The sequence below is a fragment of the Acidovorax sp. SUPP1855 genome (assembly GCF_030158955.1).
Taxonomy (GTDB): Bacteria; Pseudomonadota; Gammaproteobacteria; order Burkholderiales; family Burkholderiaceae_C; genus Paracidovorax.
In genome coordinates, this window is the sequence record NZ_BQXI01000001.1 from 66,064 (window position 1) to 79,369 (window position 13,306).

Genomic DNA, 13,306 nt, shown 5'->3' on the forward strand with positions numbered 1-13,306 from the left:
GGCTGTGCCTTCGCAAGAAGGCACAGCCCTTTTTCCATCTGGGGCGCCCTTGCCTGCCCGCTCGCGCTTCCATTTTCTTTTCACCGCCCCCCACAACCTTTGGCAACGCAGCCCGCACTCACGACGGCAGAAAAATGACTGCGATCTTCCAACGGAGCAATCTTGAAAATATCCAGAATCTTGTGGGGTGCGGTGCCGGCGACGGCGTTGGTGCTGGCCGGCTGCGGCGGGAGCGACGCCCCGCCGACGGTCACCTCCTTCACGGCCAAGGCCGTGGTGTCCGACGGTAGCATTGCAGGCACGCAGACCGATGCCAACCTGAAGAACGGCTGGGGCATCGCCTTCAATCCGAACGGCTTCGTCTGGGTGACCGCCACGGCCACGCAGAAGTCCACGCTCTATGACGGCAACGGCGTGCCGCAGACCCTGGTGGTGACCGTGCCCCCGGCCGGCAGCGCTCCGGCCAACCCCACCGGCATCATCTTCAGCGGCACCAGCAGCTTCCCGGTCACCAAGAACGGCGTGACCGGCCCCAGCCGCTTCGTGTTTTCCAGCGAGGACGGCAGCCTCTCCGGCTGGAGCCCCGCAGCCGATCTGGCCAATGCCATCGTGACCTACCGGGACGGCGGCGGCGCGGTCTACAAGGGCCTGGCCGTGGCCACCCGCAACGGCGCGGACTTCCTGTACGCCACCGACTTCCGCAACAACAAGGTCGACGTGTTCAACACCAGCTTCCAGAAGGTGCAGCTGGCGGGCAGCTTCGCCGATCCGCAGCTGCCGGCCAACTACGCGCCCTACGGCATCCAGACCATCGGCACGCGCATCTACGTGACCTATGCGCAGCAGGACGCCAACCGGCGCAATGCCGTGGCCGGCGCCGGCCTGGGCGCGCTGAATGCCTTCAACACGGACGGCACGCTGGCGCAGCGCATCGTCACGCCCGGCGCCACGCTCAACGCGCCCTGGGGCATCGCCCAGGCGCCTGGCAACTTCGCCGGGGCCAGCAGCCGCCTGATCGTCGCCAATGAAGGCGACGGCACGCTGCAGGCGTTCGACCCCGCAACGGGCGAATGGAACGGCGCCCTGGCGCAAAAGGACGGAACGCCCCTGCAGCTGGACGGCGTGCGCGGCATCGCGTTCGGCAACGGCCTGAACCAGCAGCCGCTGAACACGCTGTTCTATGTGGCGGGGCCGAACAAGGGCGTGAACGGCGCCTACGGCCGCGTGGATGTGCAGCCCTGATCCACGCCTTCCTGCCGCATCGCCACGGCGCTGCGGCAGGACCGGCCCGCTGCGCAGGGCCGGTCAGCCGAACAGTGCCCGCTCCAGGCGCCGGTATTTTTCATCCCCCACCAGTTCGCGGATCTTCGGCGCCAGTGCGGCGAGGTCGTCGAAACTGCGTGCGCCCTCGACCGCCAGGTTCAGCCGAAAGCCGCGCAGCCCCAGGCTGGACGTGATTTCCGTGGCGATCGGATAGGCCGCCTGGTAGCGCTCCATGGGCGACGAGGATGCCTCGCCGGTTGCCGGGGCCGCACCCGGCGCGCCCGCCGGGGACGGCATGCCCTCGGGCGACGCGTTCTGCAGGTCCGGCGCACTACCGTCCGGCAACGACAGCAGGCCCTGCCCGACCATCGCCAGCACGTCGTCCATGCCGATGCCCATGGTCGCGGTGGCCGCCAGCACCTGCGCCAACGTGCGCTTGCCATCGAACAGGATGAAGGCCGAACGCTGCCGCGAGGTCAGCGCGCCGTGGCGGTCCTTGAGGGCCAGATGGCCTGCAGATGTCTTGACGAGTAGCACGGTTCCCCCTGATCGTTTTCGGCGGCGTCGGGGGCACGCGCCCGTCCGATGGTTGGGCGCAGCGTCGCACGTGGTCGGGGCTTTGTGAATCCGGGTTTATCCATAACCTCCATCCCCTCCCGCATCGCCGCGAGCCCCACCGTGCGCCGTGGCGCGCACACCCGCCGCTCACATCCCCGGCAGGCGCGAATGGACCGACGGCCCGGCCCCCGGCGCCCGCGTGAGCAGGCTCACCAGCCACGCGGTCGCAAGGCCCATGGGCACGCCGAACACGCCGGCCGAGATCGGCTGGATGCCGAACCACAGGCTGTCCGCCAGCAGCACGGCAGGCACCACGGCGCGCACGGCCTCCACATGCGACAGCAGGTAGTACACGGTCACACCCAGCCCGCACAACATGCCCGCCACCGCGCCCTGCCGCGTGGCGCCGCGCCAGAAGATGCCCAGCACCATCGCCGGCACGAAGGCCGAGGCGGCGAGCGAGAACGAGGCCGACACCATGGGCAGGATCTCCGAGCGCTTGAGCGCCGCCACGAACGCGGCGGACAGCGCCACTGCCAGCAGGGTGAACTTGGTCAGGATCACGCGCTGCTCGGGCGATGCCCTGCGGCCCGTCTCGTGAAAATACAGATCGCGCACCAGCGCATTGCTGATGGTAAGCAGCAGGCCATCGGCCGTGGAGAGCGCCGCCGCCAACCCGCCCGCGGCGACCAGCCCCGAGATCACATAGGGCAACCCGCCCAGTTCGGGCGTGGCCAGCATGATGAGGTCGGCGCCGAAGCGGATCTCGCCAAACTGCACGATGCCGTCGCCGTTCACGTCCTCCACCGACAGCAGCGCCGCATCCACCCGTGCCCACTGCCCGATCCAGTTGGGCAGTGCGTCGAACGGGCTGCCGACCAGGTTGCTCATGACCTCGAACTTCACCAGCACCGCCAGCGCCGGCGCGCTGAGGTACAGCAGCGCGATGAAGAACAGCGACCAGGCCACCGAAGAGCGCGCAGCCGCCACCGAGGGCACGGTGTAGTAGCGCGTGAGCAGGTGCGGCAGCCCGGCCGTGCCCACCATGAGGCAAAACATCAGCGCGAGGAAATTGCGCCGGGTGTCCTCATACGCCCGCTGCGCTTCGGGCGATCCGTCCGGGTCGCCCACGTAGGGCTGGCTGTGCGCGGGCAGGCCGCCCAGCGGGCGGGCGCGCTCTTCGCTCTCGCGCATTTCGCGGCTCCAGCGCTCGCGGGCCGTGTCTTCATCGCGCGGCATCGTGGCCAGCTCCCGGCTGGCCGCCACGATGAGGCCGACGTCCGCGTTCTGGTCGCGCAGCTGGCGGATGCGCTGGCGGGCCGCTTCGCGCTCGCGCTCCAGCGCCGCGCCCACGTCCTTCAGACGGGCCTGCAGCTCCTGCGCCCGCGCCTGGTAGGCCGCCACCACCTGCCGCTCCGCGGGGTCGGCGAGCAACCGGGCCTCCATGTCGGCGATCTTGCCGATCTGGGTGCCGTACACCAGCGGCGCCAGGGGATTGCCCAGTTGCTTGTAGGCCAGCCAGGAGACGGGAATGAGGAACGCGAGCAGCAGCATCACGTACTGCGCCACCTGCGTCCAGGTGATGGCGCGCATGCCGCCCAGGAAGGAGCACAGCAGCACCCCGCCCAGGCCCAGCATGATGCCGATCTCGAACTGCACGCCCGTGAGCCGCGAGGCGATCAAGCCCACACCGTAGATTTGCGCCACCACGTAGGTGAACGAGCACAGCACGGCCGCGAGCGCTGCGATCACGCGCGGCCAGCGCCCGCCGAAACGCACCTGAAAGAATTCCGGGATGGTGTAGAGGTTCATGGCCCGCAGGTGCGGCGCGATCAGCAGCGCCACCAGGCAAAACCCGCCCGTCCAGCCCAGCAGATAGGCCAGGCCGCCGGCCTGCCCCGGCACGCCCGAGAAGCCCTGCAGGTACAGCGCGCCCGACAGGCTGATGAACGAGGCCGCGCTCATCCAGTCGGCCGCCGCCGCCATACCGTTGTACACGGGCGGAATGCGGCGCCCGGCGACGTAGTACTCGTCGGCATCGGTCGTGCGCCCGTACACGCCGATGGCCGCATAGACCATGACGGACAGGAACAGGAAGATGGGGCCGATCCAGTGGCGCGACAGGCCGCGCTGCTCGGCCCAGGCCATGACGGCCAGGAAGGCGATCACCCCGGCCACATAAAGCGCGAGGATGCGGCGCAGCCGCCGGCCGTAGGCGGCTTGCGGCGGCGCGTCATACATGCGGCTTGCCGGGAGCGCCCGGGCCCGGCGCGTCGGGGGTGGACGGCGGCGTGTCCACACCGGCCGCCGCGTTCGCGTCCTGCCGTTCGAAATGGTTCATCGCCGCGCAGTAGATCGCCACGATGCCGATGAACACCAGCACCGCGCCCTGCGACGCGATCCAGTACCCCAGCGGCCAGCCGCCCACCACCATGAACTGCAGGTCGCGGGCGAAGTAGCAGGCTCCGAAGGACACCGCGGCCCAGGCCAGCAGCAGGCCCGCCTTCAGCCAGAGGTGGCGGGCATCGTGCAGGTCGGGCGGAAAGGGATGTCCGGCCCCGGGCTCCTCGATCACCGATGGGCGCGTGGGCATGGTGGCCGGACCGGGCCCGTCAGCGGGCCAGTTGCTGCCAGGTGGCGATCACGCTGTCGGGGTTGAGCGAGATCGACGAGATGCCTTCCTTGTCCAGCCACTCGGCGAAGTCCGGGTGGTCGCTGGGGCCCTGTCCGCAGATGCCCACGTACTTGCCCTGGGCCTTGCAGGCGGCGATGGCGCGGGACAGCAGGGCCAGCACGGCGGGGTCGCGTTCGTCGAAGTCCTGCGCGAGCAGTTCGAGCCCCGAGTCGCGGTCTAGGCCCAGCGTGAGCTGGGTCAGGTCGTTGGAGCCGATCGAGAAGCCGTCGAAGTACTGCAGGAACTCGTCCGCCAGCACGGCGTTGCTGGGCACCTCGCACATCATGATGACCTTGAGATCGGCCTCGCCGCGCTTCAGGCCATGCTTGGCCAGCAACTGGGTGACCTTGTCGGCCTGGCCCAGCGTGCGCACGAAGGGCACCATCACCTGCACGTTGGTCAGGCCCATCTCGCCGCGCACGCGCTTGATGGCGTCGCACTCCATCGCGAACGCCTCGCCGAAATCGGCGCTGATGTAGCGCGCCGCGCCACGAAAGCCCAGCATCGGGTTCTCTTCCTCGGGCTCGTAGCGGCTGCCGCCGATGAGCTTGCGGTACTCGTTGCTCTTGAAGTCCGACAGGCGCACGATCACCGGCTTGGGCCAGAAGGCCGCGGCGATGGTGGCCACGCCCTCGGCCACCTTGTCCACGTAGAACGCACGGGGCGAGGCATGGCCGCGCGCCACCGATTCCACGGCCTTTTTCAGGTCGGCATCGACGGCGGGGTAGTCCAGGATGGCCTTGGGGTGCACGCCGATGTTGTTGTTGATGATGAACTCCAGCCGGGCCAGGCCCACGCCGTCGTTGGGCAGCTGGCAGAAGTCGAAGGCCAGTTGCGGGTTGCCCACGTTCATCATGATCTTGGTGCCGATCTTGGGCATTTCGCCGCGCTGCACTTCGGTCACTTCGGTTTCGAGCAGGCCGTCGTAGATCTTGCCGGTGTCGCCCTCGGCGCAGCTCACCGTCACCAGCGTGCCGTCCTTGAGCAGGCTGGTGGCGTCGCCGCAGCCCACCACGGCGGGGATGCCCAGTTCACGCGCGATGATGGCCGCGTGGCAGGTGCGCCCGCCGCGGTTGGTGACGATGGCGCTGGCGCGCTTCATCACGGGCTCCCAGTTGGGATCGGTCATGTCGGTGACCAGCACGTCGCCGGGTTGCACCTTGTCCATTTCGGCGATGTCGCTCACCAGGCGCACGGGGCCGGTGCCGATCTTCTGGCCGATGGCACGGCCTTCGGCCAGCACGGTGCCGGTGCCTTTCAGCTTGAAGCGCTGCTCGGCCTGGCCCTTGGACTGGCTCTTCACCGTCTCGGGGCGCGCCTGCAGGATATAGAGCAGGCCGTCGGTGCCGTCCTTGCCCCATTCGATGTCCATCGGGCGGCCGTAGTGCTGCTCGATCACCAGGGCGTAGTGCGCCAGTTGCTCCACGTCGGCATCGGACAGCGAGAAGCGGTTGCGCTGCTCGGTCGCCACGTCCACCGTCTTGACCAGCTTGCCGGTGGCCGCCTTCTCCTCGGCCGAGGCGAAGACCATCTGCACCAGCTTGGAGCCCAGGTTGCGGCGGATCACGGCCTTGTTGCCCGCCTGGAGCATGGGCTTGTGCACATAGAACTCGTCGGGATTCACGGCGCCCTGCACGACCGTCTCGCCCAGGCCGTAGCTGCTGGTGATGAAGACCACTTCTTCGAAGCCGGACTCGGTGTCGATGGTGAACATCACGCCCGCCGCACCCAGGTCGGAGCGCACCATGCGCTGCACGCCGGCCGACAGGGCGACCACGTCGTGCGCGAAGCCCTTGTGCACGCGGTAGCTGATGGCGCGGTCGTTGTACAGGGAGGCGAACACCTCCTTCATCTTGTGCAGCACGTCGTCGATGCCGACCACGTTGAGAAAGGTTTCCTGCTGGCCCGCGAACGAGGCGTCGGGCAGGTCTTCCGCCGTGGCGGACGAACGCACGGCGAAGCTCGCCTGGAGGTTGCCTTCGGACAGTTTTGCGAAGGCTTCGGCGATTGCCTGCTGCAGGTCGGTCGGGAAAGGCTGGGCCTCGACCATGGCACGGATCTCCGCGCCGGCAGCGGCCAGCGCGCGCACGTCTTCGGTGTCCAGCGCGGCGAGGCGCTTGCTGATCTTGTCGGCCAGGCCGTCGTGGGCGAGGAACTGGCGGAACGCGTGGGCGGTGGTGGCAAAGCCCGTGGGAACGCGAACGCCCTGGGGCAGCTGGGAGATCATCTCGCCGAGGGAGGCGTTTTTGCCGCCCACCGACTCGACGTCGGTCATTCTCAGGTTTTCAAACGGAACGACCAGGGCGGTCGCGTTGAAGAGTGCAGACATGGGATAGCTCCAGAAGTTGAAACTGGGTCTGCGCCTGCGCTCCGGGGGAGCAATCGCGGGCGAGCGCCCATGCACGGCGTTCGGCTTTGGTGTTGTGGTTGTGGGCCGCCGGGGTGCATGGTGAGAATTTGGATAATGGGCGCCATTGTAGGCTTGCCCTGCGCGGCCGCGCTGGCGGCGGGCTGACGGATCGTCCCCCTTCTTCGGAACCCCTGCCCATGCACACGCGCACCGTTTTCTTCATTTCCGACGGCACCGGCATCACGGCCGAAACCTTCGGCAACGCCATCCTGGCCCAGTTCGACATGAAGCCGCGCCACGTGCGCCTGCCCTTCATCGACACCGAGGACAAGGCGCACCAGGCCGTGCGGCAGATCAACCACACGGCGGATGTGGAAGGCAAGAAGCCGATCGTCTTCACCACCTTGGTCAACATGGGCGTGCTGCGCGTCATCCAGGAAGGGTGCAAGGGCATGCTGCTGGACATGTTCGGCACCTTCATCCGGCCGCTGGAGACCGAGCTGGGCACCAAGTCGCACCACCGCGTGGGCCGATTTTCGGACGTGAGCCTGAGCAAGGAATACACCGACCGCATCGAGGCGATCAACTTCAGCCTGGACCACGACGACGGCCAGAGCCACCGCGACCTGGCCGGCGCCGACGTGATCCTGGTGGGCGTGTCGCGCAGCGGCAAGACCCCCACCAGTCTGTACCTGGCCATGCAGTGCGGGCTTAAAGTGGCCAACTACCCGCTGATTCCCGAGGACTTCGAGCGGCGCCAGCTGCCCCCGGCGCTGGAGCCGCACCGCAAGAAGATCTTCGGGCTGACGATCCAGCCCGAGCGGCTTTCGCAGATCCGCAACGAACGGCGCCCCAACTCCCGGTACGCGGCACTGGACAACTGCCGCAACGAGGTGTCCGAGGCCGAGGCGATGATGCGGCGCGCGGGCATCCGCTGGCTGTCCACGACCACCAAAAGCATCGAGGAAATCGCCACGACCATCCTGCAGGAAGTGCGTCCCGAGCGGCTGGTGTATTGATATGCAATGACTCAGCCAAACGAATAGTCAGAGCCTGGGCAGACCGCGCTCCCTTATTATTTGCAGATGGATCAAGATGGCTGTGCACAGCATGGCCATCGGTCTATTGATTTAAAAAGGGAGAAACGATGGCTGAGATTGAGTGCCGTACATCGAACGATTCACCTACATGGGGTTTGATCGATCTATTTGCGTGGAAGCTGATTCCGGACCGTATGGGCGGCGGCCGGCAATACATCCAGAACTTCAAGGACGCGTGGGTTCGTCATAACAAGCAGTACATCCTTGAAGCCGCCACCAAATATCGACTTCCACCACCATTGCTGGCTGGTGTTTGCTGGATCGAGGTGGGGGGCGACCCCAATTTCATTGATCGCGTCGCATTCGAAGTTCGTTCATTTGATTGGAGCGGCCCTCCTGCCATCGACAAAATGGCGATCACCCGGCATCCGAATAAAACATCGTTCGGCTCCGTCAGCATTCAAATCCGCACGGCGGGCGAGACAATGGGCATTCCCGCTTCCGACATGTCAGTCACCCAATCCAGGGGACTCGCCAACTGCCTGCAAAGGGATGTTTTCAATATCGACGTCGTGGCGCAGCATCTGAGGCAACTGGCAGATCATGACAAATACACATTCCCACTAAGCATGGAGCAAGTCCGCATCATCGGCGCGCGCTACAACAGAGGCATGGGACTGTCTCTGGAACAGATCAAACAGAACACGAGCTATGGAAACTTCATCGTCAATTTCTGGCCACGATTCAGCAGCCTCATTGAATGATTAACCTGCACCATGAATAAGTTATTGCGGATCACCCTGCATGCAGCGTCCATCCTGGGCCTGCTGATCATGGCGCTTCTGCCACAAAATCAATACGACTTCATGCACGGGATGGACCCGTCCATTCCCGTCAACGCCATCGAAAACGGGTCGGGCAATGCCATCGTGGCAGCGGGTGCGATCTTTGCCCTTGTCGCAGTGGTCCAGATCGCCATCGCGGCGAAGGCCTCGCGGCCACGGGCCCGCGTTCTGCCCGCGGTGCTCGTTCTGCTTGGCCTGGCGATCCTGGCGATCAAGGTGGCCGGCTGAGTCGAAGAGGCCCGGGGTCAGGACCAGTTCTACCAAAGGCGCGATAGCACCGCCGGCCTACTGCACCGCCTCCGGCGCCGCGTGCCACAGTGCCTGGGGTCGGGGCTCGGGGTCGCGGTTTTCTTGCGCTGCCGCGCGGCGCTCCGGACCCGGGGTCCAGTGGGTCTGCAGACTGCGCAGCATGGTGCGAAAGTGCGAGGTCAGCCCCGGCATCTGCGACAGGGCCTGTAGGTTCACAATGATCTTGCGGGCCATGGCATCGCGATACGGGGCTTCGGCGGTGTGCGCGTGGCCCGTCATGAGCGCCATCGTGCTGGCCAGCAGCGCCTCGGTGCAGGGCAGGCGGTATTCCTCGTCGGTGGGATTTTCAGTGTCCGGGCACGGTGCATCGGCAGCCATGGTCAAGCCTCCTTCGGAATTGCAACAGACCAGGCCAGCCATCGCCACACCGCGGGCAGCTTGCGGCCCGGAGGGCCAACGACACCGCACGCGGAATCCACCATCCACGGACCGGACAGCGGATGCGCCATGCGAACGGGCGCAGACCTGGATCATTTGGGAAACGAAAGCGCTGGCTCGGAGCGCCGCACCCCACGGGTTGGCGCCTGGCTGGCTGCAGCACAGTATATGAGAATAATTCTCAAGCCGATGATGTCATTCGGCCCGGTGCTCCGCCGCACGCAGGCTCTGCCTTTAGACTGACAGGCATGCTTTTGGACTACAACCCCGACGACCTCGACGTCAAGATTTGCGAGCTGCTGGTCGCGACCAGCGATTCCGCCGACCCTGAGCTTCCCGCCGCCGTTCCGGAGGTGCTGAAACTGCTGCGCACGCGGCTGGGCATGGACGTCGCCTTCGTGTCCCAGCTCACGGCCGACCACCGCACCATCATGGCCGTGGACAGCGCGCCGGATTTCTCGCCGGTGGAAGTGGGCCGGTCCGACCCGGTCGAAGAAAGCTGGTGCCAACGGGTGGTCGAAGGCCGGTTGCCGGAGCGGATGGAAGATGCCGCGCCCTACATCGCGTCCGGCAAGGCGCCGGACCCGGGGTTCCCCATCGGCACCCATCTGAGCACGCCGGTGCGCCTGTCCGGCGGGGCGGTGTACGGCACGTTGTGCTGCTTCAGCCGCGGCGTTCGTGCCGATGCGGACATCGACCGGCTGCGTTACACGGCCAACCTGCTGGCCGCGCGGCTGGCGCCGGGTTCGGCGCGGGCTTGAGCAAGCCTGGCGCCGAATGCGGCACCGCCGGGCCATCGGGGCAGCGGATGCATGCCGGCCGCCAAATGCCCTGCCCTTCGAGTGCAATCGGCCGCGTCAGACCGCGGCATGCATCTGCAGCAGGCGCTGCCGCAGGGCCTCGGCCACCGGGCTGAGTTCGCGCGAGCGCCGCTGCAGCAGCCCAAGGGTGCGCCACAGGTCGGGCCCGGTCAGCGGCACGCCGCACACCTGGGAATGCGCGGGTGACAGCGCCAGCTGCGGCAAGGCCGCCAGCCCCAACCCGGCCTCGACCAGGGCCAGCGCGCCGGTCACATGGTTGCATTCGTAACAGGCGACGGGAGGATTCGGCAGTTCCGCCATGGCCTGATCCAGCAGCAGGCGGTTGCTGCTGCGGCTGGAGACCGACACCAGCCGCTGGCCGGCCAGTTCCTCCCAACGCACCTCGGGGCGCTGGGCCCAGGCGTGGCTGCGCGGCATGGCCAGCACGTAGCGTTCGCGCAGCAGCGGCTGGAACAGCAGCGCCGACTCCTGGGTGCCGGTGAAGCTCAGGCCGAAGTCCGCCTCGCCGCGGGCCACGGCCTCCATCACCTGCTGGGCGTTCTCGTCGATCACGTGCACCTGCACGTCGGGCAGCGCCTGTGCGAAGGCCTGCAGCGCCCGCGGAAGCAGGTGGTTGGCCACGGACGGCACGCAGGCGATGGTCACGCGGCCCCGGCGCAACTGCACCTGGTCGCCGAAGCGCTGGACCGCCTCGTCCAGCCCGGTCAATGCCATGCGCGCCTCGTGCAGGAACTCCTGGCCCATGGCGGTCAGCTCCACCGTGCGGGTGGTCCGCTCCAGCAGCCGGGCACCGAGCGCGGATTCCAGCCGCTCCACCCGCCGGCTCAAGGCCGGGGCGGACAGGCACAGGATCTCGGCCGCCACGCGGAAGCTGGACTGGTCCGCGGTGACCACGAAGGCCTGCAGTTCCTTGAGGTCGAATTTGATGCTTCGCATGCAACAGTCGTTTCGTAAATTGCAATTTACGGATCATTGTGCCCCTCCTACGATGCGCCCTTGATCGCCGGGCCAACGACCCGGCGGCGCTTTCCCGGAGACACACCCCATGCAACGACGCCCCCTCATCGCGGCAGCCTTCCTGGCCGCCAGCTTCCCCCTCGCCAGCACCGCCCAGGCGCAGGACTTTCCGCCCAAGAAGCCGGTGACCCTCGTGGTCGGCTTCGCCGCGGGTGGCTCGGCCGACATCGCCGCCCGCATCATCGCCAAGAAGCTGGGCGAGAACATCGGCCAGAGCGTGGTGGTGGACAACAAGCCGGGGGCCGGGGGCAACCTGGCCCATGCCCAGGTGGCCAACGGCCCGTCGGACGGGTCGATGCTGCTGTTCGGCTCCATCGGGCCACTGAGCATCGCACCCCATTTCATGAAGGTGGCGTACGACCCGCTCAAGGACCTGGCGCCCATCTCGATGGGCGTGGCCTTCCCGAATGTGCTGGTGGTGCCCGCGAGCACCGGCATCAAGACGCTCGGCGATTTCGTGGCCAAAGCCAAGCGCGAGCCCGGCAAGCTGGACTACGCCTCCACCGGCCCGGGCTCGGCCGCGCACCTGGCGGGAGAACTGCTCAACGACGTGGCGAAGATCGACACGCTGCACGTTCCCTACAAAGGGGGCGCCCCGGCGCTGCAGGACGTGCTGGGCGGGCGGGTCACCGCGTTCTACGCCGCACCGCCCTCGGCCCTGCCCCACATCGAATCGGGCAAGCTCATTCCCCTGGCGACCACCGGCCTGACGCGCCCGGCCTACCTGCCCAACGTGCCCACCGTGGCGGAGACCTACCCGGGCTTCAACGCCACCAACTGGTACGCCTTCGTGGCCTCGGCCAAGACGCCCAAGCCCCTGCTGGACCGCTGGAACACCGAAATCGTCAAGGTGCTCAACACGCCGGAGGTGCGCGACAGCCTGCTCAAGCACGGGCAGACCGCCAGCCCCACGGGCCGCGAAGAACTCGGCCAATTCATCGCGGCGGAGCATGCCAAGTGGGGCCGCATCATCCGCGAACGCAAGATCACCGCCGACTGAGACGGCAGGCCGGACGCATTCCCCCCAGAAAAATCAGGAGACAAAGGACATGCCGCTCAACCTCCCGCTCACACCGTCCCCCACCACGGCCACGCCCAGCAACGCCCGGCGCCGCGTGCTGCGCACCCTGCTGGGCACCGCCCTGGGCCTGGGGCTGGCCCTGGGAGGCGCCGCGCCGCCCGCTGCCCAGGCCGCGGAGATCCGCGTGGTCACCTCCGGCGGCTTCTCGGCCGCCTACGACCAGCTGGTGCCGCTGTACGAGCAGGCCACCGGCCACACGGTCGTCACGGCGCGCGGCGCATCGCTCGGCAACGCACCCGACTCCATCCCCAGCCGCATGGCGCGGGGCGAGCAGTTCGACATCGTGATCCTGGCCGATTCGGGGCTGGACGAATTGACGGCGCAGGGCAAGGTGCAAGCGGGCAGCCGCGTCGACCTGGCCCGCTCCATGATCGGCATGAGCGTGCGCAAAGGCACGCCCAAGCCGGACATCAGCAGCCCCGAGGCCCTCAAGCAGACCCTGCTCCAGGCCAAATCGGTCGCCTATTCCGCCAGCGCCAGCGGCACCTACCTGGTCAACGAACTGTTCCCGCGCCTGGGCGTGGCCGAGGCGATGAAGACCAAGGCCACCAGGATCTACAGCGAACGCGTCGGCGCGGTGGTGCTACGGGGCGATGCGGAGCTGGGCTTCCAGCAAGTGAGCGAATTGCTGCCGTTCAAGGAGCTGGAATTCGTCGGGCCCCTGCCGGACGCCGTGCAGCAGCGCGTGTTCTTCTCGGCCGGCGTGGCCGAGGGCGCGCAGAACGCGGATGCCGCCCGCCATCTGATCCGCTTCCTGGCGTCGCCAGCGGCCGCCCCGATCGTGCGCAGCACGGGCATGGAGCCCGCGGCCACGCGCTGAGCGGGCGGGCGGTCCGCACCGGTAATCGCCCTGGAGAGGCCTGAGGCCAAAATGGCCTCCAGCAAAATAAACACTACGGCATTACGCTATACAAAATATAGCAAACCCACCACGGCGGCGCCCTCGGTGAGGCTGCTGCGCCCCCACCCG

At 67.4% G+C, this 13,306-nt stretch carries 13 protein-coding genes; 7 read left to right on the forward strand and 6 right to left on the reverse strand.

The genetic code is table 11. The features are described from left to right. The first annotated feature begins 162 nt into the window (after positions 1–162). Positions 163–1,242 carry a TIGR03118 family protein gene (locus AVMA1855_RS00300; RefSeq protein WP_284424170.1) on the forward strand — a complete coding sequence of 360 codons (1,080 nt, stop codon included), beginning with the start codon at positions 163–165 and terminating at the stop codon, positions 1,240–1,242. 63 nt (positions 1,243–1,305) lie between these two features. Here the strand turns inward: AVMA1855_RS00300 and AVMA1855_RS00305 are convergent, their stop codons facing one another. From AVMA1855_RS00305 to ppsA, 4 genes are all read right to left on the reverse strand, one after another. Next, complete coding sequence (locus tag AVMA1855_RS00305) at positions 1,306–1,800, reverse strand: hypothetical protein (RefSeq protein WP_284424171.1); 495 nt, start codon at positions 1,798–1,800, stop codon at positions 1,306–1,308. Between the two features lie 168 nt (positions 1,801–1,968). Continuing rightward, on the reverse strand, positions 1,969–4,062 hold the full coding sequence (locus AVMA1855_RS00310) for a VC_2705 family sodium/solute symporter (RefSeq protein WP_284424172.1): 2,094 nt from the start codon (positions 4,060–4,062) through the stop codon (positions 1,969–1,971). Then, on the reverse strand, positions 4,055–4,414 hold the full coding sequence (locus AVMA1855_RS00315) for a DUF4212 domain-containing protein (RefSeq protein ID WP_284424173.1): 360 nt from the start codon (positions 4,412–4,414) through the stop codon (positions 4,055–4,057). The genes AVMA1855_RS00310 and AVMA1855_RS00315 overlap by 8 nt, the downstream gene beginning before the upstream one ends. Positions 4,415–4,433: 19 nt before the next feature. Beyond that, positions 4,434–6,824: a phosphoenolpyruvate synthase gene (gene ppsA / locus AVMA1855_RS00320; protein ID WP_284424174.1), complete on the reverse strand. Its 2,391-nt coding sequence runs from the start codon at positions 6,822–6,824 to the stop codon at positions 4,434–4,436. A 218-nt stretch (positions 6,825–7,042) separates the two neighbouring features. Here ppsA and ppsR point away from each other — a divergent pair, with 218 nt between their 5' ends. From ppsR to AVMA1855_RS00335, 3 genes are all read left to right on the forward strand, one after another. After that, a complete protein-coding gene (ppsR, locus tag AVMA1855_RS00325; RefSeq protein WP_272568151.1) occupies positions 7,043–7,864 on the forward strand; it encodes a posphoenolpyruvate synthetase regulatory kinase/phosphorylase PpsR in 822 nt (273 codons plus the stop codon). A gap of 128 nt (positions 7,865–7,992) precedes the next feature. Next, positions 7,993–8,649, forward strand: coding sequence for a hypothetical protein (locus AVMA1855_RS00330; RefSeq protein ID WP_284402542.1), 657 nt, complete (start codon positions 7,993–7,995; stop codon positions 8,647–8,649). A 24-nt stretch (positions 8,650–8,673) separates the two neighbouring features. Further along, positions 8,674–8,958 (forward strand): hypothetical protein, encoded by a 285-nt coding sequence (locus tag AVMA1855_RS00335; RefSeq protein WP_284424175.1) that lies wholly within the window; start codon positions 8,674–8,676, stop codon positions 8,956–8,958. 57 nt (positions 8,959–9,015) lie between these two features. On the opposite strand, the gene AVMA1855_RS00340 is transcribed toward AVMA1855_RS00335, so the two are convergent. Then, positions 9,016–9,357, reverse strand: coding sequence for a hypothetical protein (locus tag AVMA1855_RS00340; protein ID WP_284424176.1), 342 nt, complete (start codon positions 9,355–9,357; stop codon positions 9,016–9,018). Between the two features lie 308 nt (positions 9,358–9,665). Between AVMA1855_RS00340 and AVMA1855_RS00345 the strand changes: the two genes are divergently transcribed. Then, the gene (locus AVMA1855_RS00345) at positions 9,666–10,178 is read left to right on the forward strand and encodes a GAF domain-containing protein (RefSeq protein ID WP_284406063.1); all 513 of its coding nucleotides are present in this window, start codon (positions 9,666–9,668) and stop codon (positions 10,176–10,178) included. Between the two features lie 96 nt (positions 10,179–10,274). Here the strand turns inward: AVMA1855_RS00345 and AVMA1855_RS00350 are convergent, their stop codons facing one another. Further along, the gene (locus tag AVMA1855_RS00350) at positions 10,275–11,174 is read right to left on the reverse strand and encodes a LysR family transcriptional regulator (protein WP_284424177.1); all 900 of its coding nucleotides are present in this window, start codon (positions 11,172–11,174) and stop codon (positions 10,275–10,277) included. 109 nt (positions 11,175–11,283) lie between these two features. On the opposite strand from AVMA1855_RS00350, the gene AVMA1855_RS00355 reads away from it, so the two are divergent. Further along, positions 11,284–12,255: a Bug family tripartite tricarboxylate transporter substrate binding protein gene (locus tag AVMA1855_RS00355; protein WP_284424178.1), complete on the forward strand. Its 972-nt coding sequence runs from the start codon at positions 11,284–11,286 to the stop codon at positions 12,253–12,255. Between the two features lie 49 nt (positions 12,256–12,304). Then, entirely contained in the window at positions 12,305–13,156 is an 852-nt protein-coding gene (locus AVMA1855_RS00360) for a substrate-binding domain-containing protein (protein ID WP_284424179.1), read from the forward strand. Positions 13,157–13,306: the final 150 nt, after the last annotated feature.

What these genes read in the sequence shown, in the direction of transcription:
- AVMA1855_RS00330 (WP_284402542.1), top strand. Translation starts at nt 7,993, where the DNA reads ATGGCTGAGATTGAGTGCCGTACATCGAACGATTCACCTACATGGGGT.
- AVMA1855_RS00350 (WP_284424177.1), bottom strand. Translation starts at nt 11,174, where the DNA reads ATGCGAAGCATCAAATTCGACCTCAAGGAACTGCAGGCCTTCGTGGTC.
- ppsA (WP_284424174.1), bottom strand. Translation starts at nt 6,824, where the DNA reads ATGTCTGCACTCTTCAACGCGACCGCCCTGGTCGTTCCGTTTGAAAAC.
- AVMA1855_RS00310 (WP_284424172.1), bottom strand. Translation starts at nt 4,062, where the DNA reads ATGTATGACGCGCCGCCGCAAGCCGCCTACGGCCGGCGGCTGCGCCGC.
- AVMA1855_RS00355 (WP_284424178.1), top strand. Translation starts at nt 11,284, where the DNA reads ATGCAACGACGCCCCCTCATCGCGGCAGCCTTCCTGGCCGCCAGCTTC.
- AVMA1855_RS00345 (WP_284406063.1), top strand. Translation starts at nt 9,666, where the DNA reads ATGCTTTTGGACTACAACCCCGACGACCTCGACGTCAAGATTTGCGAG.
- ppsR (WP_272568151.1), top strand. Translation starts at nt 7,043, where the DNA reads ATGCACACGCGCACCGTTTTCTTCATTTCCGACGGCACCGGCATCACG.
- AVMA1855_RS00315 (WP_284424173.1), bottom strand. Translation starts at nt 4,414, where the DNA reads ATGCCCACGCGCCCATCGGTGATCGAGGAGCCCGGGGCCGGACATCCC.
- AVMA1855_RS00360 (WP_284424179.1), top strand. Translation starts at nt 12,305, where the DNA reads ATGCCGCTCAACCTCCCGCTCACACCGTCCCCCACCACGGCCACGCCC.
- AVMA1855_RS00340 (WP_284424176.1), bottom strand. Translation starts at nt 9,357, where the DNA reads ATGGCTGCCGATGCACCGTGCCCGGACACTGAAAATCCCACCGACGAG.